18 protein-coding genes are annotated in these 20093 nt (G+C 73.7%); 4 read left to right on the forward strand and 14 right to left on the reverse strand.

Annotated features, from left to right (window positions below):
- Positions 1–11 precede the first annotated feature (11 nt).
- Entirely contained in the window at positions 12–1328 is a 1317-nt protein-coding gene (locus tag ACA514_RS14280) for a serine/threonine-protein kinase (protein WP_375041765.1), read from the forward strand.
- Between the two features lie 12 nt (positions 1329–1340).
- Here the strand turns inward: ACA514_RS14280 and ACA514_RS14285 are convergent, their stop codons facing one another.
- The 3 genes from ACA514_RS14285 to ahcY (ACA514_RS14295) all read right to left on the reverse strand — a co-directional run bounded on the left by ACA514_RS14285 (position 1341) and on the right by ahcY (ACA514_RS14295) (position 4872).
- Positions 1341–1919, reverse strand: coding sequence for a hypothetical protein (locus ACA514_RS14285; RefSeq protein WP_375041586.1), 579 nt, complete (start codon positions 1917–1919; stop codon positions 1341–1343).
- Between the two features lie 3 nt (positions 1920–1922).
- On the reverse strand, positions 1923–3179 hold the full coding sequence (gene ahcY, locus ACA514_RS14290) for an adenosylhomocysteinase (protein ID WP_375041587.1): 1257 nt from the start codon (positions 3177–3179) through the stop codon (positions 1923–1925).
- 262 nt (positions 3180–3441) lie between these two features.
- Positions 3442–4872, reverse strand: a complete 1431-nt coding sequence (gene ahcY, locus ACA514_RS14295) for an adenosylhomocysteinase (RefSeq protein ID WP_375041588.1) — start codon at positions 4870–4872, stop codon at positions 3442–3444.
- Between the two features lie 227 nt (positions 4873–5099).
- Here ahcY (ACA514_RS14295) and ACA514_RS14300 point away from each other — a divergent pair, with 227 nt between their 5' ends.
- Positions 5100–5465 carry a MerR family DNA-binding transcriptional regulator gene (locus tag ACA514_RS14300; protein WP_344263498.1) on the forward strand — a complete coding sequence of 122 codons (366 nt, stop codon included), beginning with the start codon at positions 5100–5102 and terminating at the stop codon, positions 5463–5465.
- Between the two features lie 95 nt (positions 5466–5560).
- A complete protein-coding gene (locus ACA514_RS14305; protein ID WP_375041589.1) occupies positions 5561–6109 on the forward strand; it encodes a hypothetical protein in 549 nt (182 codons plus the stop codon).
- Between the two features lie 26 nt (positions 6110–6135).
- Here ACA514_RS14305 and ACA514_RS14310 read toward each other — a convergent pair whose 3' ends face one another.
- The 7 genes from ACA514_RS14310 to ACA514_RS14340 all read right to left on the reverse strand — a co-directional run bounded on the left by ACA514_RS14310 (position 6136) and on the right by ACA514_RS14340 (position 12978).
- A complete protein-coding gene (locus ACA514_RS14310) occupies positions 6136–6807 on the reverse strand; it encodes a response regulator (protein WP_375041590.1) in 672 nt (223 codons plus the stop codon).
- A gap of 36 nt (positions 6808–6843) precedes the next feature.
- Complete coding sequence (locus ACA514_RS14315) at positions 6844–8436, reverse strand: sensor histidine kinase (protein WP_375041591.1); 1593 nt, start codon at positions 8434–8436, stop codon at positions 6844–6846.
- 423 nt (positions 8437–8859) lie between these two features.
- On the reverse strand, positions 8860–9819 hold the full coding sequence (locus ACA514_RS14320; RefSeq protein WP_375041592.1) for a cation diffusion facilitator family transporter: 960 nt from the start codon (positions 9817–9819) through the stop codon (positions 8860–8862).
- Entirely contained in the window at positions 9820–10956 is a 1137-nt protein-coding gene (locus tag ACA514_RS14325) for a bifunctional phosphoglucose/phosphomannose isomerase (protein ID WP_375041593.1), read from the reverse strand.
- Positions 10953–11135 carry a Trm112 family protein gene (locus ACA514_RS14330; protein WP_285911263.1) on the reverse strand — a complete coding sequence of 61 codons (183 nt, stop codon included), beginning with the start codon at positions 11133–11135 and terminating at the stop codon, positions 10953–10955. The genes ACA514_RS14325 and ACA514_RS14330 overlap by 4 nt, the downstream gene beginning before the upstream one ends.
- A gap of 7 nt (positions 11136–11142) precedes the next feature.
- Positions 11143–12498: a phosphomannomutase/phosphoglucomutase gene (locus ACA514_RS14335; RefSeq protein ID WP_375041594.1), complete on the reverse strand. Its 1356-nt coding sequence runs from the start codon at positions 12496–12498 to the stop codon at positions 11143–11145.
- Between the two features lie 102 nt (positions 12499–12600).
- Positions 12601–12978 (reverse strand): DUF3499 domain-containing protein, encoded by a 378-nt coding sequence (locus ACA514_RS14340; protein ID WP_214618398.1) that lies wholly within the window; start codon positions 12976–12978, stop codon positions 12601–12603.
- A gap of 220 nt (positions 12979–13198) precedes the next feature.
- Here ACA514_RS14340 and ACA514_RS14345 point away from each other — a divergent pair, with 220 nt between their 5' ends.
- A complete protein-coding gene (locus ACA514_RS14345) occupies positions 13199–13627 on the forward strand; it encodes a metallopeptidase family protein (protein WP_375041595.1) in 429 nt (142 codons plus the stop codon).
- 8 nt (positions 13628–13635) lie between these two features.
- Here the strand turns inward: ACA514_RS14345 and ACA514_RS14350 are convergent, their stop codons facing one another.
- The 4 genes from ACA514_RS14350 to ACA514_RS14365 all read right to left on the reverse strand — a co-directional run bounded on the left by ACA514_RS14350 (position 13636) and on the right by ACA514_RS14365 (position 20065).
- Entirely contained in the window at positions 13636–15084 is a 1449-nt protein-coding gene (locus tag ACA514_RS14350; RefSeq protein WP_375041596.1) for a DUF5719 family protein, read from the reverse strand.
- Between the two features lies 1 nt (position 15085).
- Positions 15086–18421 (reverse strand): glycosyltransferase, encoded by a 3336-nt coding sequence (locus tag ACA514_RS14355; protein WP_375041597.1) that lies wholly within the window; start codon positions 18419–18421, stop codon positions 15086–15088.
- A gap of 233 nt (positions 18422–18654) precedes the next feature.
- Positions 18655–18918, reverse strand: a complete 264-nt coding sequence (locus tag ACA514_RS14360; protein WP_021594342.1) for a WhiB family transcriptional regulator — start codon at positions 18916–18918, stop codon at positions 18655–18657.
- A gap of 223 nt (positions 18919–19141) precedes the next feature.
- Positions 19142–20065 (reverse strand): hypothetical protein, encoded by a 924-nt coding sequence (locus ACA514_RS14365; protein ID WP_375041598.1) that lies wholly within the window; start codon positions 20063–20065, stop codon positions 19142–19144.
- Positions 20066–20093: the final 28 nt, after the last annotated feature.

Here is a 20093-nt window from a genome sequence, read left to right on the forward strand (position 1 = left end):
GCTACCGCCTCATCGCCCGGCTCGGCGCCGGCGGAATGGGGAGGGTATTCCTCGGCAGCACGCAGAGCGGGCGGCACCTGGCCATCAAGGTCGTCCGTCCCGAATTCGCCGACGATCCGGAATTCCGCCGCCGGTTCGCCCAAGAGGTGACCGCCGCCCAGCGGGTGCAGAACCTCTACACCGCGCCGGTCATCGACGCCGATCTCAACGGGCCCGTTCCCTGGCTGGCGACCGCCCACATTCCCGGGCCCTCGCTCGCGTCCGCCGTCGCCGAGTCGGGCCCGCTGCCCCTGGCGGCGCTGCCCACGCTGGGGGCGGGGATCGCCGAGGCGCTGCAGGCCATCCACCGCGCCGGGGTCGTCCACCGGGACCTGAAGCCGTCCAACGTGCGGCTGGCGGGCGACGGCCCGCGCGTCATCGACTTCGGGATCGCCCGCGCCGCCGACGCCACCCCCCTCACCCGGACGGGCGGCGTCGTCGGATCGCCGCAGTTCATGGCCCCGGAACAGGTGCGCGGCGACGCCTCCACCGCCGCCCTCGACGTCTTCGCGTTCGGCTCGCTGCTCTACTTCGCCGCGACGGCCCGCAGCCCCTTCGGGGACGGCGACGCGCAGGCCGTCATGTTCCGGATCGTCCAGGAGGAGCCCCGGCTGGACGGCTGCCCGGAAACGCTGCGGCCGCTGATCGAACGCTGCCTCGAAAAGGCCCCCGCCCGCCGCCCGGCCGACGACGAGCTGCTGGCCGAGCTCGCCGGCATGCGGTCGGCCGGCGCCGCGGCCTGGCCGCCGGAGCCGGTCACCGAGTCGCTGCGCGCGTTCGCGGCGGTCCCCGCTCCCGGGCCGCCCGGCACCGTGACCACCGGCCCGTACACCACGGCCCCGCACAGCACGGGCGCGGCGGGGCCGCCCGCACCGCCCCCGCCGGGCCGGACGGCGGGCACCGTCAACGGCAGGACGTTGCTGCTCGTGGGCGGCGGCGTCGTGGCGCTCCTCCTGGTGTTCGCGATCCTCGTCGTCCTCTCGAACATGGTCGGCGGCGGGAAGGGGAACAGCGCCGCGGGAGGCGCCGCCACGACGTCCGCACCGCCGCAGGACGTCACCGAGGAAACGCCGGACCCATCGCAGCCCGCTGCCTCGACACCCTCGGCGAGTCCCAGCGGCGGAGTGACGCCGAAGCCGCCCGGCTCGTTCCTGGGCGAATACAAGGGCATCGACATCACCACCGGGTACTACATCATTTTCAACGACGACCCGAGGCGCCCCAAGAAGGGCGACAGTGGGGGTGATCTGTCGATCGACCTGAAGGTCTGGCAGGGGCCCGCGGACTGACCGCTCCGGCGGTCACCCGAGAAGGTTGGGCGGGGACTCCAGGCCCGTGAGCTCGATGCCGGACGCGGCCAGGACGACGTCGCCGGCCAGGTGCAGCGTCTCCACCTCGCCCGTGGCCAGGTCGGTGACCTCGTACTCCGTCACGGACAGCGGCCCGGTGTCCGTCTCGTAGGCCGACGTTCCGGCCCGGCGCCATCGCCAGAGGGCCGTCAGCGCCGACAGCGACGTCCCGCTCAAACGGACGAGGCGGATGTCGGCCTCCGCGCCCTCGTCCAGCTCCAGGGAACGGGCGACGGCGACGAGGAACCCCGGGGAGTCGGACACGAAGCCCGCCGCCCGCTCACCGTGCTCGGTGCCGGTCTCCCCCGCCGCGCGCACCCACGCCAGTTCCGGGCCGGTCACGCCGCCGCGCAGCCACCAGTCCGGGGTGACGAGTTCGACGCGGATCTGCCGCCAGCGCGAGTCGACGACGAGGTCGAGGCGCCGGCCGTCCGGGCACTGGGACACGTACCGCCAGCCGCCGGGGCCGGGGGCGCACTGGAAGCGCTCCTCGATCCCCTCGTCCAGGTGAAGGTAGGTACCGGACGGCATGGGTCAGGAGCCCAGACGCCACGAATGCAGGTAGTCCTCCTGGTCGGGCGTGAGGAGGTCGATGGAGATGGACATGGAGGCGAGCTTGAGCCGCGCCACCTCCGTGTCGATCTCCTTCGGGACGTCGTGGACGGCGGCGGCCAGCGACGCGTGGGACTCGGCCAGCCACGCGCAGGTGAGCGCCTGGTCGGCGAACGACATGTCCATCACCGCGGCCGGATGGCCCTCGGCGGCCGCCAGATTGACGAGGCGGCCCTCCGCCAGCAGGACCAGGCGGCGGCCATCGGCGAGGACGTACTCGTCCGCCTGCGGCCGCACGCCGTGGTGCACGGCGACGGCCATGTCCTCAAGGGCCCGGACGTCGATCTCGACGTCGAAATGGCCGGAGTTCGCGAGGATCGCGCCGTCCTTCATGACCGCGAGGTGCTCGGCGTTCACGACCTCGCGGTTGCCGGTGACGGTGATGAAGACGTCGCCGTCCACGGCGGCCTCCGCCATCGGCTGGACGGCGAACCCCTGCAACGCCGCGTCGAGCGCCTTCACGGGGTCGATCTCGGTGATGACCACGCGGGCGCCCAGTCCGCGCGCGCGCTCGGCGAGGCCCCGCCCGCAGTAGCCGAAGCCCGCGATGACCACGGTCTTGCCCGCGAGGAGCGTGTTGGTCGCGCGGATGATGCCGTCCAACGTCGACTGGCCGGTGCCGTACCGGTTGTCGAACATGTGCTTCGTATCGGTGTCGTTGACCGCGACCATGGGGAACCGGAGGGCGCCCTCACGGGCCATCTGGTGCAGGCGGATGACGCCCGTCGTCGTCTGCTCGCATCCCGCCTTCACCGTGGGCAGCAGATCGGTGCGGTCTATGTGCAGCGTGTTGACGAGGTCGCAGCCGTCGTCCAGCACCAGATCGGGCCCGGTCTCCAGCACCTGGTGGATGTGCGAGTAGTAGCCCTCACGGTCGATCCCCGCGCGCGCGAAGACCTCCGCGCCGTCCTCCTGCACCAGCGCGGCGGCCGTGTCGTCCTGCGTGGAGAGCGGGTTGGACGCCGCGAGCGCCACGCTCGCCCCGCCCGCCTGCAGGGTGCGGATCAGGCACGCGGTCTCCGTCGTAACGTGCATGCACGCCGCGACGCGCAGGCCGTCCAGCGGGCGTTCCTTGACGAACCGCTCCCGGATCTGCCGCAGCACGGGCATGCTCCGGTCGGCCCACTCGATCCGCTTGACGCCCTCATACGCCAGCGACACATCCGCGATATCGCTCATGTCTTCCTCAATGTTGCCCACAGGGGCAGACACCGGCGGCCGGACAGGCGAAATCGCCTGCCCGGCCGTACGCTGCCTGGCTTCGGCCCCTACCTTCGCAGACCCCGAGCGCCGCGATCGCGTGCGAAGCCAAGTTCGAGCCTGCGAGAACTTGATCGCGCAGCGAGCCCCCAGGGCGAGTCGGAGCGATGCAGCGATCGCACGCAGTGCCCGCCGAAGGAAGGCCGCCTAGCGGCCTGACGCCAAGGGCACTGCAATCAACTCAGTACCGGTAGTGGTCGGGCTTGTAGGGGCCTTCCACGTGGACGCCGATGTAGTCGGCCTGCTCCTTGGTGAGGGTGGTCAGCTTCACGCCGAGCGCGTCGAGGTGCAGGCGGGCGACCTTCTCGTCCAGGTGCTTCGGCAGCACGTACACGCCGACCGGGTACTCCTCGGTCTTGGTGAACAGCTCGATCTGCGCGATGACCTGGTTGGTGAACGAGTTGGACATGACGAACGACGGGTGGCCGGTGGCGCAGCCGAGGTTCATCAGCCGGCCCTCGGCCAGCACGATGATGGAGTGGCCGTCCTTGAACCGCCACTCGTGCACCTGCGGCTTGATCTCGATCTTCTCGATGCCGTCGAGCTTGGCGAGCCCGGCCATGTCGATCTCGTTGTCGAAGTGGCCGATGTTGGAGACGATCGCCTGGTGCTTCATCCGGCTCATCTGCTCGGCCGAGATGATGTTGAAGTTGCCGGTGGTGGTGACGAAGATGTCGGCGATCTCGACGACGTCCTCCAGGGTGGTGACCTGGAAGCCGTCCATCACGGCCTGGAGGGCGCAGATCGGGTCGATCTCGGTGACGATGACGCGGGCGCCCTGGCCCTTCAGCGCCTCGGCGCAGCCCTTGCCGACGTCGCCGTAGCCGCAGACGACGGCGACCTTGCCGCCGATCAGCACGTCGGTGGCGCGGTTGAGGCCGTCGATGACCGAGTGCCGGCAGCCGTACTTGTTGTCGAACTTCGACTTGGTGACCGAGTCGTTGACGTTGATCGCCGGGAAGGCGAGCGTGCCGGCCTTCGCCATCTCGTACAGGCGGTGGACGCCGGTCGTGGTCTCCTCGGTGACGCCCTTGATCGCGGCGGCGGTCTCGGTCCAGCGGCCCGGCTTCGCGGCGATGGTGCGGCGGAGGGTCTCGAGGACGATCCCCCACTCCTCCGGGTCGTCCGCGGCGGCCTGCGGGACGGCGCCGGCCTTCTCGTACTCGGTGCCCTTGTGGACGAGCATGGTCGCGTCGCCGCCGTCGTCCAGGATCATGTTCGGGCCGGAGCCGTCCGGCCACTGCAGGGCCTGGTCGGTGCACCACCAGTACTCTTCGAGCGTCTCGCCCTTCCAGGCGAACACCGGGACGCCCTTCGGGTCCTCGGGGGTGCCGTCCTTGCCGACGACGATCGCGGCGGCGGCGTGGTCCTGGGTGGAGAAGATGTTGCAGGACACCCAGCGGACGTCGGCGCCGAGCTCGACCAGCGTCTCGATCAGCACGGCGGTCTGGATCGTCATGTGCAGCGAGCCCATGATCCGGGCCCCGCGCAGCGGCTTGGCGGCGGAGTACTCCTCGCGCACCGCCATCAGGCCCGGCATCTCGTGCTCGGCGAGCCGGATCTCCCGGCGCCCGAAGTCCGCCAGCGACAGGTCGGCGACCTTGTAGTCCATGCTTTCGTTGCTCCTTGTCTGCGTGGCAGCAGGTTTGTGGCAGCAGGGTCTGCTTGCTTGCAGCAGGTCCGCTCGTGCGCAGCAGGTCCGCTTTGCCCGCGGGGCGCGTCGTTCGTCCGCGAGAGCCGGCCCCCGCGGGCCGGCCGACTCAGGGAGTCTACGGGCGGGGGCGTGCCGGAGGCACGGTCGGAGAGGCATTTCTGACACGGATTTGTCAGAATTGGCGCATGCGCATCACGGAGGCCGCCCGGCGGCTCGGTACCTCGCCCCGCATGCTCCGCTACCGGGAGACGCTGGGGCTGCTGCCCGCGACCCGCGACCCCGCGCTGACCGGCGGCGGGACCGGGCGGGGCGGCGGCCACCGGCGGTTCGGCGACGCCGAGCTGCGCGCCGTCGCGCTCGCGCTCGCGTTGGAGAAGCGCTACGACATCGGCCCCGCCGAGCTGGCGTTCGGGCTGCGCGTGCTGGCCGAGCCGCAGGTGCAGGCGGGCGTCCGCGAACTGGGCGAACGCATCGGACGGCTGTCCGCACCGCCCGCCCGTGCGCTGGACTTCGAGAAGGAGAAGGCGCTGCGGCTGCTGCGCCGCCGGTGACCGCGGGCCGGTGACCGGGGCCGGGGCCGGTGACAGGGGGCCGCGCCCTGTCGGCGGCACCCACTACGATCCCGCTGGACGGACGGAGGCGGCACGTGAAGAACTCGTTGTACGGGGTCCTCGGCCTCGTGGTCGGGATCGGCATGTTCCTGCTCGGCCTGGTGACCATGCCGGGCGACACGGTGAAGTGCGGCGGGCGGGTGATGTCGCAGGGCGACACCTGCACGACGATCCGCAACGGGCACTCCACGAACCGGTCGTTCGACGAGCAGAAGTCCAAGGACGGCCGGCAGAGCGTCATCATGATGATCGTCGGCCCGCTGCTGGCGGTCGGCTCCGGCGTCGTGTTCCTCGGCCCGTCCATCAAGCGCCGCCGCGCCCCGGCGTATCCCGCCCACCCCGGCCCCGGATACGCGGGTCCCGGATACCCCGGCCCCCAGCCCGGCTACCCGCCCCAGCCGGCCGCCTACCCGCACGCGGCCCCCGGATACCCGCCGGCCCAGGGCCCGGCGTACCCGCCCCCACCGCACGGCGGACCGGCCTATCCGCCTCCACCGCCTCCGAACGCCCACCCGGCCAACCTGCCACCGCCGCCGGGCCAGCCCTACCCGCAACCGCCGCCGGGCTCCTACCCGCCGGCGTAGCCGCCAGGACGCCGCCGCGGCGCTGATCAGCTCTGGTTCTCGCCGGGGACGACGACGCCGGACTCGTAGGCGAGCATGACGGCCTGCGCGCGGTCGCGCAGGCCGAGCTTGGTGAAGACCCGGGCGACATGGGTCTTCACGGTGTGCTCGCTGACCACGAGGCGCGCGGCGATCTCGGAGTTGGACAGCCCGCCCGCGATCAGCACCAGCACCTCGTTCTCCCGGGCCGTCAGCGTGGACAGCTCCGACGGCGCCTGCGGGCGGTTGCGGCGCTGCTTGGTGAACTCGCGGATGAGCCGCCCGGTGACCTGCGGCGCCAGCAGCGAGTCGCCGCGCGCGACGACCCGGACGGCCGAGACCAGCTCGTCGGCGGTCGCGTCCTTGAGCAGGAAGCCGGACGCGCCGACCGCCAGCGCCTCGTAGACGTACTCGTCCACGTCGAAGGTGGTCAGCACGAGGACGCGGACGCCCTCCGAGCCGGGCTGGGCGAGGATGCGGCGGGTCGCCTCGATGCCGTCCATGCCGGGCATCCGGATGTCCATGACGACGACGTCGGGACGGCCCTGCCCGGCGAGCCGGACCGCCTCCCGGCCGTCCCCGGCCTCGCCGACGACGGTGATGTCCTCCTGCGCGGCGAGCAGCGCGGCGAACCCGGCGCGGACGATCGTCTGGTCGTCCGCGACCAGCACCCGGATCACCGCCCGGTCCCCGTCCCGCGGCGTGCGGGAGCCCGGTCAGCGGCGGCCGGGGGGCGCCTCGAAGCCGTGTCCACCGGTGGAATTCCCCTCCCTCGTCAGCGGAAGCTCGGCCTCCACCAGGAACCCGCCCTCGGTGGCCGGGCCGGCGGAGAACCGTCCGCCCAGCATGGTCGCACGTTCCCGCATGCCGACGAGACCGTGTCCGCCCTGTCCGCCGCCCTGTCCACCGGCCTGCGGCGGCGTGCCCTCCAGCCTGGTCGGCCCGGCGGGCCCGCCGGAGGGGCCCAGTACCGCGGTACGGGCGGACGGATCGTCGCGGTTCAGCACCCGGGTGCGCGCGGCGGGGCCGTCGTCGCGGACGCGGACGGCGAGCCGGTCGGGCAGGAACGTGAGGTCGACGTGCACCCCGGCGCCGGGAGCGTGCCGCCGCGCGTTCGTCAGGGCCTCCTGGACGATCCGGTACGCCGACAGCTCCACGGTCGTCGACAGCGCGCGCGGGTCGCCGTGCACGGCGAGATCGACCGCGCCGCCGGCGCCGCGGTGCTGCTCGATCAGGTCGGGCAGCCGGTCCAGGCGGGGCTGCGGGGAGTTGGCGGCGTCCGGTTCGGGCTTGGCGTCGGCGCGCAGCACGCTGAGCAGCCGGCGCATCTCCACCAGCGCGTCGCGGGCCGTCTTGGCGATCTCGGTGTAGCCGGCGCGGGCCTCGGGCGACAGGTCGTCCATCGTGTACGGGGCGGTCTCGGCCTGCACCGCGATCATCGAGACGGAGTGCGCGACGACGTCGTGCAGCTCGCGGGCGATCCGGGCGCGCTCCCGCATGACCGCCTGCTCGCGCTGGACGGCGGTGAGCCGGGTGAGGGTCTCGTTGGTGCGCTCCTCCGCCTCCGCCTCGGTGCGGCCGGCGGACTCGACGGCGCGGCGCGCGTCGCCGAGGCCGATGGCGGCCAGCACGGCCACGACCGTCGCCGGCCACGGGACGTCGTCGAGCGTGCCCGTGGCGAGGTACACGACGGCGACGGTGGCGACGCTCCCGGCGGCGAGGACGCCGGCGGACTGCCGGGGCAGCTGCCGGCCGAGCGCGTACAGGGTGTACAGCGCGGCGAACGCGGTGGTGATCAGCAGCTGCTGGCCGGTGAGTAGCCCGGCCGCGAACGCGCCGAGGACGACGGCCGCGACGGGCCGCAGGTTCTCGCGCCGCCAGACGAGCGGGAGCGTCGAGGCGACCGCGAAGCCGCCGGCGAGGCTGAGCGGGGACCCGGTGCTCGGCGCCAGCTCGGCCAGCGCGGCGATCGTCAGCGCGAGGCCGGTGAGCGGCGCGAAGTACCAGGCGCCGGTGAAGTCGGTCCAGGTGTTGATCCAGCGGGGCAGCGGCGCCGTCTCACCGGCCGCGCGCCCCGGCGGCATGCCAGGGGCACCGGGCACCGGCGGGCGCGCGGCGCCGCCGTTCAGCCGGGCGCCGAGCCTGACGGCCAGCGGCCGCAGCAGCCGCCCGATACCGGTGAGGATCCACAGCAGGAGCTGCCCCACCCCCGCCACGATCCGGCCGGACAGCCGCCACGCCTGGTGGGCGACGGCTGGGCCGAACCCCGCGGGGCCGGGTCCGGTCCGGGCCTTGTCATCGCTGGTCACTCCTCAATACTGACCGCTGGCCGGGCTCATCACCTCACCGTGCGGTGGTATGCGCACGGCCGGAATCCCCCTGGAGGACGACCCCCGATCCCTCCTTGCGGGGGACGTGCGGACGATCGTCGCGGACGTAATGTCTTAACCGTGACCGCAACGGCGGCACCGCCGACATAGGGGGTTCGGCGGGGTCGCCGCGGTCACGCCAACCGCCCGGTTTCAGGGGTTCGGGCGGGGAAGCATGGGAAGCACCTCGCCGGACGGCCGCGCCGCCCGCCTCCGCGGAGGCACTCGCCGGTCTCGCCTGGGCTGGGGTTCGGCCGGCACCTGGCTCCGGCCGCCCGGCGAGGGATCCCGTGCGGCCGCCCGCGCCGGCCCGTGCAGGGCCCGCGCCGGGCAGGCCGGTGAAGGGCCGTCAGTGAAGGGCCGTCAGACGTTCTCGCCGGCCGCCTTCCCGGCGGCCTTGGCGTTCCTGCGGTCCGCCTCGTCCAGTGCCGGCTCCAGGTAGATCAGACCCGCCTCGGGGATCTCCGCGCGGACCTTGGCCTCGGCGGCGTCGATGCCGCGGGCCACCTCGGCGGCGGTGTCGTCGTGGTACACGGCGATCTTGGCGGCGACGAGCAGCTCCTCCGGGCCGATGTACTCGGTCCGGATGTGGATGACGTGGTCGACCTGCTCCACCGACTCCAGCGCGTCGATGATCCGCTTCTCCTGCTCGGCGTCGACGCCCTCGCCGATCAGCAGGCTCTTGGTCTCGATCGCCAGCACCGTGGCGACCAGGCCGAGCAGGACGCCGATCGCGACGGTGCCGATGCCGTCCCAGCGCCCGTTGCCGGTGGCGACCGCCATCGAGACGCCGAACAGCGCGAGGAACAGGCCGATCAGCGCCGCCGCGTCCTCCAGCAGGACGACGGGCAGCTCGGGCGCCTTCGCGCGGCGGATGAACGCCCACCACGAGTTGGTGCCGCGCAGCGTGTTCGACTCCTTGATCGCGGTGCGGAAGGAGAAGCCCTCCATCCCGATCGCCACGATCAGGACCACGAACGCCCAGATCGGCGACTCGACCTCCTCCGGGTGGGAGATCTTGTGGTACCCCTCGTACAGCGAGAACGCCGATCCGACGGTGAACAGCACGACCGCGACGACGAACGCGTAGAAGTAGCGCTCCCGCCCGAAGCCGAACGGGTGCTCGGGCGTGCGGTCGCGCTCGGAGCGCTTGCGGCCCAGCAGCAGCAGGCCCTGGTTCCCCGAGTCCGCGACCGAGTGGATCGACTCCGCCAGCATCGACGACGACCCCGTGAACGCGAACGCGACCATCTTGGACGCGGCGATTCCGAGGTTGGCGGCCAGGGCCGCGATGATGGCCTTCGTCCCACCCTCAGCACTCATCTAGGCAATCCTCGCTTTGAGCTCTTGAATGGCCGTTACGGGCGTCGGGTCGACGCCCAGCGTGATGGCCAAGTAAACCGTGACATAGTCCGCCAGCGCGATCATTGTCGCGATTCTCTCCAGCGGGTGGGCCCCCTCGGCGATGATCTCGGTCACCGCGACGCCCCGGGCCCGGGCCATCTCCACCGACGCCTCGCGCCGCTTCGCCGTCTGCGGATGCTCGTCGGTGTCCCGCAGGACCACCAGGTGGAGGCCGTGTTCCGCGTCTTCGGTGCGGTCGCGGAAGAAGTCGTCCGGATCGGCCGGGGATCCGCCGCCCGCGAAGAAGCCGTCGAACGCCATGACCTGGTTGTGGTCCGCCTCCGGCAGCGCGCCGTAGACGCCCGGGTACTTGGCGTTCTCGTTGAGCTGGCAGCACATGCGGTAGGCGGCCGCCTCGGCGAGCGGGGACGTCCCCCACACCAGCGGCACGTCGCCGGCGAGGTCGAGGGCGACCCGCTTGGCCGGGTTCACGAACGGCTCGCTGTCCGGACGGCACCGATGCGCGACGTCCTCCAGCAGGACCGCCGTGGACTCCAGCACCTCGTCGGGGACGTCCGCCAGGCGCAGCGCGCGGGCCGCCACCAGCAGCGGGACCGTCAGCCCCCACAGCGTGGAGCGCGGCTGCCCCACCGACCGCACCGGGACGAACAGGGCGCGGCCGCGGGCGGCGAGCTCCGCCAGCGGCGAGCCGGCGCCGCCGACGCACAGCAGCCGGCAGCCGCGCCGGGCCGCCTCCGCCGCCACCTCCAGGGTCTCCTCGGTGGAGCCGGAGCACGACACCGCGATCACCAGGTCGGCGGCGCCGACCCAGCCGGGCAGCCGGTACCCGCGCACCGTGGTGATCGGGACGGGGCAGCCGAGGCCGCACACCGCCGCGAGCACGTCCCCGGCGATCCCGGAGCCGCCCATGCCGGTGACCACGATCGCGCGCGGCCGCCCGTCCTCGGCGAGCGCCTCGACGCCCGCCTCGGCCGCGGCGCGCCGCGCCTCCCGGATCTGCGCCGCCGACGAGGCGACCTGCCGCAGCATCCCGTCCGGATCGGCCGCCTCGACGTCCCGCGCGTCCTCCAGCCGTCCGGGATCGAGCGTGCTCACGAAGCGGGGGCCCGGGCCTCGTCGACGAGGAGGACGGGGATGTCGTCGCGGACCGGGTAGGCGTAGCCGCAGGAGCCGGTGCACACCAGCTCGGCGGCCGCGTCGTCGGCGCGCAGCTCGCCGCCGCAGTTCGGGCAGGCCAGGATCTCCAGCAGCCAGGAGTCCAGCTTCATGGTCATAGCAGCGTCACTTCTCTCTCACGATGGCGAGGACCTCGTCGCGGATCGCCGCCATGGTCGCCTCGTCGCCCGCCTCCGCGTTGAGGCGCAGCAGCGGCTCGGTGTTGGACGGCCGGAGGTTGAACCACCAGCCGGCGGACTCGTCGCCGATGGTCAGGCCGTCCAGCTCGTCGATCGTAACGCCGGGGCGGCCCGCGAACGCCTCGCGCACCTTGCCCGCGGCGGCGTCCTGGTCGGCGACCTCGCTGTTGATCTCGCCGGACGCGGCGTAGCGGGTGTACTCGCCGAGCAGCTCCGACAGCGGCCCGTCCTGCTCGCCGAGGGCCGCGAGCACGTGCAGGGCGGCCAGCATGCCGGAGTCGGCGAACCAGAAGTCGCGGAAGTAGAAGTGCGCCGAGTGCTCGCCGCCGAACACCGCGCCCGTCTCGGCCATCGTCTGCTTGATGAACGAGTGCCCGACGCGGGTCCGGACGGGGGTGCCGCCGTTCTCGGTGACGATCTCCGGGACGGCCTTCGAGGTGATCAGGTTGTGCACGATCGGGGCGCCGGGGTGCTTGGCCAGTTCCCGGGTCGCGACCAGCGCGGTGATCGTGGACGGGGCGACGATCTCGCCGCGCTCGTCCACCACGAAGCAGCGGTCGGCGTCGCCGTCGAAGGCGAGCCCGATGTCGGCGCCGGTCTCGCGGACCTTGGCCTGCAGGTCGCGCAGGTTCGCCGGCTCGATCGGGTTCGCCTCGTGGTTGGGGAAGGTGCCGTCCAGCTCGAAGTACAGCGCGACGAGGTCGATCGGCAGCCCCTCGAAGACGACCGGGACGGTGTGGCCGCCCATGCCGTTGCCCGCGTCCACGACGACCTTCAGCGGGCGGATCGAGGACAGGTCGACGAGCGTCTTGAGGTGGTCGGCGTAGCCGTGCAGGACGTCCCGCCGGGACACCGTCCCGGGCTCGCCGTCGTAGGCCGGAACGCCGTTCTCGATCATCTCGCGGATCTCGGTGAGCCCGGTGTCGCGGCCGACCGGCTTGGCGCCGGCCCGGCACAGCTTGATGCCGTTGTACTTGGCCGGGTTGTGGCTCGCGGTGAACATCGCGCCCGGGATGCCCAGATCGCCGCTGGCGTAGTAGAGCATGTCGGTCGAGCCGAGGCCGGCCTCGACCACGTCCGCGCCCTGCGAGGTGGCGCCGCGCGCGAACGCGGCGGCGAGCGGGCCGGACGACTCGCGCATGTCGTGCGCGGTGACGATCGCCTCCGCCCCGGTCACCCGCACGAACGCCGCGCCGGCCGCCTCGGCGACGGCGGCGTCCAGCTCGTCGGGCACGACACCGCGGATGTCGTACGCCTTGAAGATCTTGGCGAGGTCGCCCACTCCTGCTCCCCTGTACGCAAGTGATGACCGGATGATGGCGGGGTCACCGAGCCTACCGGGAAGCGCGGCGGCGGCCCGATCCGGTGCCGCGCGCGGCCGGGGTCACTCCTGCGGCTGCGTGCCCGCGGGCTCGGAGCGCAGGACCCGCAGGTGCCCGCGGCGGCCGACCTCGGTGCCCTGGCCGACCGGCTCCTGGCCGGGGCCGGGCGCGGGCCGGGCGGCCTCGCGGACGGCGTCGGCGAGGGCCTCCAGGTCGTCGGCGCTCGGCTCGGACTCCTCCTCGACGGGGAGCCGGACGAGCTCCCAGCCCATGGGAGCGGTCAGCCGCTCCGAGTGCTCCGCGCACAGGTCGTAGCAGTGCGGCTCGGCGTACGTGGCGAGGGGCCCCAGAACAGCGGTCGAGTCGCGGTAGACGTACGTGAGCGTGAAGACTGCCGGCGCTTTGCAGGCGGTGCGGGAGCAGGTGCGGACGGGGCTCACGATGGCCGACCGTACCTCGCTCCCGCCGCCTCCGCCACCACCCGGCCGCACGTGTCGCCGTTACCGGCTGATTTCCGGGGTAACAACTACATACCGTGTGGACCTGAACTCTCACCGTGCGGGACGTGTCCGGGTCGCCAGGACCGTGTTGCGGGGGTGGAGGCAGGTGTTCCTCAGGCGGGGACAGGGATTCGCGTGCGGCGGGAGGTACCCTGGTGAGGTGCGTTCCCGTCCGGCAGGCGTGCGGCGCCGCGATCGGCACGGTCGCGGCCTCCGTGGCCCTCTGACACCCCCGCAGGCGCCGATCTCGCGGTCCCGCGCGGAGAGGTTCGACGACCTCGTCCACGACGAGGTGCGGCGGCTCGGCGCGCGCTGGGGCCGGGAGCTGGCCGGAGTGGAGTTCGGCGTCGAGGAGGTGCCGGACGTCGAGCCGTGGTTCGACGGTCCCGTGCCGCTCGGCCGGACCGTCCCGGGCGAGGCCGGCCGGCCCGTCCGGATCGTGGTGTTCCGGCGTCCCGTGGAGGCCCGCGCGTCCGGCGAGCAGGAGCTCGGCCGGCTGGTGCGCGACCTGCTGGTGGAGGAGGTCGCCGACCTCCTCGGCCTGTCCCCCGAGTCCGTCGACCCGAGCTACGACTCCCCCGACGACTAGCGCGCCGGCTAGGGCGTCAGGGCGGTCTGGCTGTCGTCGGTCGGCGGCAGCCGGACGGCGGTGGGCGCGGGCATCAGCGGCAGGACGGTGAACAGGTAGCCGTCGCCCTTGCCCTTGGCGATCGTCCGGGCGCCGTAGACCGGGCCCGAGCCGGGCTGGACGGTGACGACGGCGCCGTATCCCTTGTCGTCGTCCCCGTCGCGGGGCGGGGGGAGCTTCGTCTCGACGGTCCGCCCGGCGGCGATCCGGACGTTCTGCGGGGAGCCGGCGCCCTGGCCGTCCATCGTCGTGATCTGGACGGCGGCGGCGCCGGCGGGCGCGGTGAGGGTGACGGACGCGTCGTACCGGTCGTCGGCGATCACCGCGGACGCGCCGGACGCGCCGCCGAGCGGCCCGGTCGCGGTGCCGTAGGCGACGTCGGCGCCGCGCGCGGCGGAGAAGCCGCCGATGATCGGCTGGTCGGAGTCGAGCCGGACGGCCGCGGCCCGGCCCGACAGGGCGCCGGCGAGGTCGATGGCCGTGACGCTCTGCGCGGGCGCGTCCACCTCGTCCTGCCCCTGCGGGGCGAACGCGCCGCCGGCGGTGACGGCCCGCACCTTGATCCGCGCGTCCGTCTCGCCGGGCACGGCGAGCAGCAGCCGGCGCTGGCCGTCGCCGCCGGGCACGCCGGGCACGACCAGGGACGCGGCGGGCTCGGGCGACAGCGGCAGCCACTCGACGCCCTTCTTCTTCCCGATCCGCACCCGCAGCGACGCGGCGACGCGTCCGGCGGTGGTGTGCACGTTGAGGGCGAGGTCGCGCGCGGTCTCGACGATGTCGCCGAGCCCCTCGGGCTGCCCGCCGATCTTGATGACGCTGGTGCTGTAGGGGGCGACGGGCGTGGCCCGCCCCTCGGTGGTGTCGAGCGGCCCCTCGCCGGACATCGCGGCGAGGTCGACGGACGCCGGCTGCGCGTCGACGTTGGTGAGGTAGAGGTCGAGCCCGTCGGCGGCGAGCGGCCCGGGGCCGAGGAACCACAGGTCGGTGCCGGGACGGGCGCAGCGGGCGTTGGCGAGGCCGCGGTCGTCGCCGTGCGGCCAGTAGGTGGTCTGCTCGGCCTCCAGCCCGGCGGCGAGGGCGCCGGTCGCGCGGACGGTGAACGCGTCCTTGGTCGTCCCCATGTCCTTGTCCCAGCCCTGGCCGGGCGCGGTCATGGAGGCGAGCGGGGAGCCGCCGCGGGTGTCGGTGACGTCGAGGCGTCCGCCGGTCCGCTTCTGCCGGAGGGACTGGACGCTGACGCGGCCGCCCTCGTGGCCCGGGCAGACCATCACCGCGGCGTTGACCGGTTCGCTCCGGTACTTCTCCTCGGCATTGCCCGGGCGGGAGAACGACGCGGCTCCGTAGAGCGCGGCGAGGCCGACCAGGACGAGGGCGGCGACGGCGTAGCGCATGCCGAGGAGCTTCAGCACTTTCTCCATCTCAGCTCTCCTCGGACGCCACGGGTTCGGGCTCGGGTTCCGGCGCCGGTTCCTTCACAGGCTCGTCCGGTGCAGGGTCTTCCTTCACGGGCTCTTCCTTCGCGGGCGCGGGCGCGAGCGCGGGCGTCGGCTCGTGGCGGACGCGGGCCCGGTGCCCGCCGCGCCTCGTCCGCCTGCCGCGCCGCTCGCGCCGTTCGCGGTGGCGGTCGCCGCTCGACATGAGGGCGTCCGCCTGCGCGCCGGGCAGCGCCAGCACGGCGACGAGCAGCACCGCCACCCCCTGGACGATGAGCCAGGTGTGGCGCATCCGCATGCCGCGCTCCAGCGTGAACTCGCCGCCGGACGCGGGGACGTCGTAGCCCTGCGCCCATCCGTCCACGGTCCGCGACTTGAGGCCGCGGCCGTCCAGCTTCGCCTTCCATCCGCCGTCGGACGGTTCGGCCAGCAGCAGCGTGCGGGCGCCCGTGCCCGCCGGGATGCGCACGCGGGCGCCGGTCTTACCCGCCCGCAGCGGCGTGATGGTGGAGCCCTGCAGGAGCATCATGCGCGCGGAGTTCCCTTGCAGGCGCCACACCGCGAACGTGCCCGTCCGGCTGAGCCGGGTGAGTTCGGGCGCCGCGTCCAGGACCTTGGTGACGGGGTCGGACCCGGGGTGCGGCACCACCAGGTACTGGACGCCCATACGCGCCAGTGCGGGCCCGTCGTCGCCCTCGCGGTTGACGGCGAGGCCGGCGACCAGCCGGTCCAGGCGCCGTTCGCCCGGTCCGTCCGCCTGCGTCTCGGCCTCGCCGAGCATCGGGCGGTCGCCGCGCAGCAGCGTGTAGGCGACGCGTCCGGACGGCCCGCCGTGCAGGACGAGCGTGCGCGGCCCGCCGGGCTCCTTGACGAACTCCGGGACGGTGTCCGCGCCGACCGTCCCGAGCGGACCGTCCGCGCCCCGGACGACCCAGGCGCCCGCCGCCAGCAGCGGCGCGGTGAGCGCGGCGAGGACGACGACCGCGCCGCCCGCCTTGTAGATCAGATGGTTGCCGGCGAGGACCTCCGTGCCGCGCTGGACGGCGGCGGTCGCGGCCAGCAGCACCCCCGCGCCCGCGAAGACCAGCGCGACGCCGGGCCAGGCCGGTGCCGCGTCCGCGCCCTTGGTGACGGTGGCGGCGCCGGTGAGGATCGCGACGAGCAGCCCCGCGACGGCCAGCAGCCAGCCCGCGAGGACGGCGGTCCGGCGGCCGCGCAGCGGCAGCGCGCACACCGCGGCGGCGAACAGCCCGGCGAGCGTCCACCACACGGGCGTCCCCGGGCCGCCGGGGTTCAGGGCGAGCAGCTCGGCCGCCGTCGCCGGCTCGAACGACCGGTTCAGCCCCGCCTCCAGCAGGAACCGCGACGGGTGCAGCAGCAGCCCGACCGTCCAGGGGAACAGCAGCAGCGGCGGCGCGCCGAGCGCGATGACGAGGTTGCGGCGGTCCTGCCGGCGGCGCCGGTCGAACAGCGCCCAGACCAGCCCGCCGCCCGCCAGGGCCAGCGGCCACGCGAGCGGGACGAACGCCGTCGCGACGGTCAGCAGCAGCGCGACCGCCCAGGCGGCGCGTCCGGCGCGCCTGCGCAGCGTGGCGGGGTCGGCGGCGAACCGCGGCAGCCCGTACATGCGGGCGACCTGCAGCGCGATCAGCGGGAGCAGGACGAGGACGACCGCGGTACCGAGCCGTCCGCCCGCGATGGCGCCGGTCGCGGCGGGCAGCAGCGCGTACACGGCGGCGAACCACACGCGGACGGCGGAGACGGGGATGCGGCGGCCGCTCTTGCGGGCGCGGCGCCCGCTGCGCGGCGGCTCCAGCACCAGTACCCGGGACGCGCGGTAGGCGGTCAGCCCGGCCAGCGGGACGCTGCCGAGCAGCAGGACCGCCACCGCCAGCCACGGCTTGCCGAACAGGACCGTCGACAGCAGCGCCAGGAACCCGACGTACGGGGGGCTTCCCGCGTCGGTGCCGAGCCCGACCGGGTGGAAGCCGGCCAGGTACTGCTCCCACAGGTCGCTAGCGCCGCCCCATGCGGGCACGAGCGCGCCGCCGCCGAGCCGCCCGGCGGCGGTGATCAGCGATCGCTCCGCCGCGGCGGTGACCGCGGCGAGCGCCAGCACGACCAGCACGCCCGGACGGGCCAGCAGCCGGCGGATCGGCCCCGGCTCGTCGGTGATCTCGTCCTCGGACTCGCGGTCGTGCTCGTGGGCGGCGAAGAACTCCGAGATCCCCTCGGCGATCCGGCGCAGCACGACCATCCGGGGCTGGAACCGCCGGACGCTGCGGTGCACGCGCGCGCGGCCCTCGGCGCGGGCGGCGCGGGCCCGCCGCAGCCGGCCGGGGTCGCGCAGGACGTCGTTGAGCGCGGCGAGCTCCGCGCGCGCGGCGGTGGGCCGCTTGGTGACCGTGAGGACGAGCGCGTGCACCAGCGACGTCCAGATGTTGCGGACCAGCGTCCGCAGCATGGCGCGGAACGGCTGGTTCGCCAGCAGCGTGTTGAGCGCGTTGCGGCGGTCGCGGCGCAGCGGGTGGTCGGAGGTCATGCCGATCCGGCGCAGCCCGCGGCGGGCGGCCTCGGCGTGGTAGAGGACCGCGTCGGTCGCGACGACCACCCGGTGCCCGGCGGCGTGCGCGCGCCAGCAGAAGTCGAGGTCGTCGCGGAAGATGCCGTACTCGACGTCGAAGCCGCCGAGCCGGTCCCACACGTCGCGCCGCACCAGCATCCCGGCGCTGGAGACGGCCAGCACGTCGCGGACGCCGTCGTGCTGGCCCTGGTCGAACTCGCGGCGGTCGATGCCGGTCCAGCGGCGCCCGGCCCCGTCGACGGACGTGCCGGCCTCGCGCAGCACGCGCCGGTCGTCGAAGTCGCGGAGCTTGGGGCCGAGGACGGCGATGTTCGGGTCGGCCTCGGCCGTCCGCAGCAGCCGGTCGAGCGCGTCGTGGTCGGGCACCGAGTCGTCGTGCAGCAGCCAGATCCACTCGGTCCGCGCCGGGACGTCGGCCGGGGTCGGTTGGTTGGGGTAAAGGCGGCCCGGATCGTCGTCGGGGACGGGGACGGGGGCGGACGCCGCGTCCTGGCGGAGCGCCTCCGCGACGGCCTCGCCGTAGCCGGTGGTGCGGGGCAGCGTGAGGACGTCGCGCGCGCCGACCACCTCGGCGAGGACGGCGGGCCCGCGGTCGCGGCTTCCGGTGTCCACGGTCACCAGGCGCTGCACCGGCCGCGCCTGCGTCAGCAGCGCCTTCAGCGTCTCCGGCAGCCAGCGCGCGCCGTCGTGGGCGACGAGGACGGCCGTGACGACATGGCGATCGAGTGTGGGGGCCAAGGATCGCTCGATCTGTGGGACGACGGTTTTCCTGCCGAGTACGCAGCAGCCGTGCCGGCCCGGGGGGCCGCCACGGCTGATAACTGTACGCGCGGCCGGGCCGGCACGCTCCGGATCCCCCGGATCCGGGCGACGCCGCGGCCGCCGCGGGCGTCCGGGAGGGGCTCAGCGCGGCGCCGCTCCCCTTCGGCGCCCGCGAACCCTGCCCGCCGGTGACCCGCGGGTCGTGCGCGTCAGACGGCCTGGCGCTTCAGCTTGCGGCGTTCGCGTTCGGACAGTCCCCCCCAAATACCGAAACGTTCATCGTGCTGCAGCGCGTACTCCAAGCACTCCGTCCGCACCTCGCACGCCCGGCACACCTTCTTGGCCTCCCGAGTGGAGCCGCCCTTCTCCGGAAAGAACGCCTCCGGGTCCGTCTGCGCGCACAGTGCGCGCTCCTGCCAGCCCAACTCTTCGCCGTCTGTGCCGTGCGCCAGCGGGATGACGACCTCGCTCACAGCGCACCTCCTGCCCGTGGAACCCCCTGGTCAATGCCGTTCTCAAGATCTCTCCCCCGAGAAGGCATCGAAACTACACCGACGAAATTACACGCGTGTAGCGCCCGCCCCGTCAAGCGGAACGAGTTTCCAGGGCGGCATGGCGGGTTATGTGGTGAACCGCTCGCCGAACCTCAGATGAAGATCAGTTAATCGGCGGGTCAGGGCGCGGAACGGCGCGCGGTCACTGCGGCGGCGGGGGCCGGTTGTCGCGGTACCAGTCGCCGCCCTCCTCGGGCCGCTGCTCGCCCTGCGGCTGACCCGGCTGGGTGCCCTGCGGACCCTGCGCGGCATCCCCGGAGCCGCCGTAGGCCCGGGTCCACTCGCCCATCTCCTCTTGCTGGTCGGCGGGCTGCTGGGGCTGCGGCTGCTCGCCCGACTGGCCCTGCCCGGCCTGCGGCTGGCCGGGCTGGCCCGGCTGCGGCTGGCCGTACTGCTGGTAAGGCTGCTGCCCGTACTGCTGGTAGGGCTGCTGCCCGTACTGCTGCTGACCCTGCTGCTGGGCGGCCTGCTGGCCCTCGGCGCCCTGCTGGCCGTACTGCTGGCCCTCGGCGCCCTGCTGGCCGTACTGCTGGTACTGCTGGTAGGGCTGCTGGCCGTAGCCCTGCTGCCCGAACTGCTGCCCCTGCTGGTAGCCGTAGTCGGGGTAGCCCTGCTGCATCTGCGGCTGCGGGCGGGCCGGCTGCATGCCCTGGAAGACGGTGAAGACGAACCAGGCGCCGATGCCGATCACCGCGATCTTGCCGCCGCCGGCCAGGAACACCGAGAGCTTGGTGAGCGCGCCCAGCCCGTCCGCGGCCATCGCGCTCAGCCAGGAGACGACGGCGAACAGCGCGGTGACGCCCAGCACGCCGAGCGCGCCCATGGTGATGGTGCGCGCCTGCGGCGTCACGGCGCCCCAGGTGGCCAGCAGCACCGCCAGGACGACGAGCCCGACGCAGACGACCTGCGTGAACAGCGAGTCCGTGGCGGCCTCGAACGCGCGATAGGTGAAGGCGCCGCGCCCGCCGAGCAGCAGGAGGATGCCCGCGAGCAGTTGGACGCCCGCGGCGGCGAGCAGTACCCAGGCGGCCGGTTCGCGCAGGCGCTGGACGGCTTCCTTGTTCACGGTGGCTTCTCCAGACCGAGGCAATCGG

This window comes from Actinomadura sp. NTSP31, from assembly GCF_041951385.1.
Classification (GTDB): Bacteria; Actinomycetota; Actinomycetes; order Streptosporangiales; family Streptosporangiaceae; genus Spirillospora; species Spirillospora napierensis.

Coding starts and splice junctions, on each gene's coding strand:
- ACA514_RS14285 (WP_375041586.1), bottom strand. CDS start 1,919: ATGCCGTCCGGTACCTACCTTCACCTGGACGAGGGGATCGAGGAGCGC.
- ahcY (WP_375041587.1), bottom strand. CDS start 3,179: ATGAGCGATATCGCGGATGTGTCGCTGGCGTATGAGGGCGTCAAGCGG.
- ahcY (WP_375041588.1), bottom strand. CDS start 4,872: ATGGACTACAAGGTCGCCGACCTGTCGCTGGCGGACTTCGGGCGCCGG.
- ACA514_RS14300 (WP_344263498.1), top strand. CDS start 5,100: ATGCGCATCACGGAGGCCGCCCGGCGGCTCGGTACCTCGCCCCGCATG.
- ACA514_RS14320 (WP_375041592.1), bottom strand. CDS start 9,819: ATGAGTGCTGAGGGTGGGACGAAGGCCATCATCGCGGCCCTGGCCGCC.
- ACA514_RS14330 (WP_285911263.1), bottom strand. CDS start 11,135: ATGACCATGAAGCTGGACTCCTGGCTGCTGGAGATCCTGGCCTGCCCG.
- ACA514_RS14350 (WP_375041596.1), bottom strand. CDS start 15,084: ATGGAGAAAGTGCTGAAGCTCCTCGGCATGCGCTACGCCGTCGCCGCC.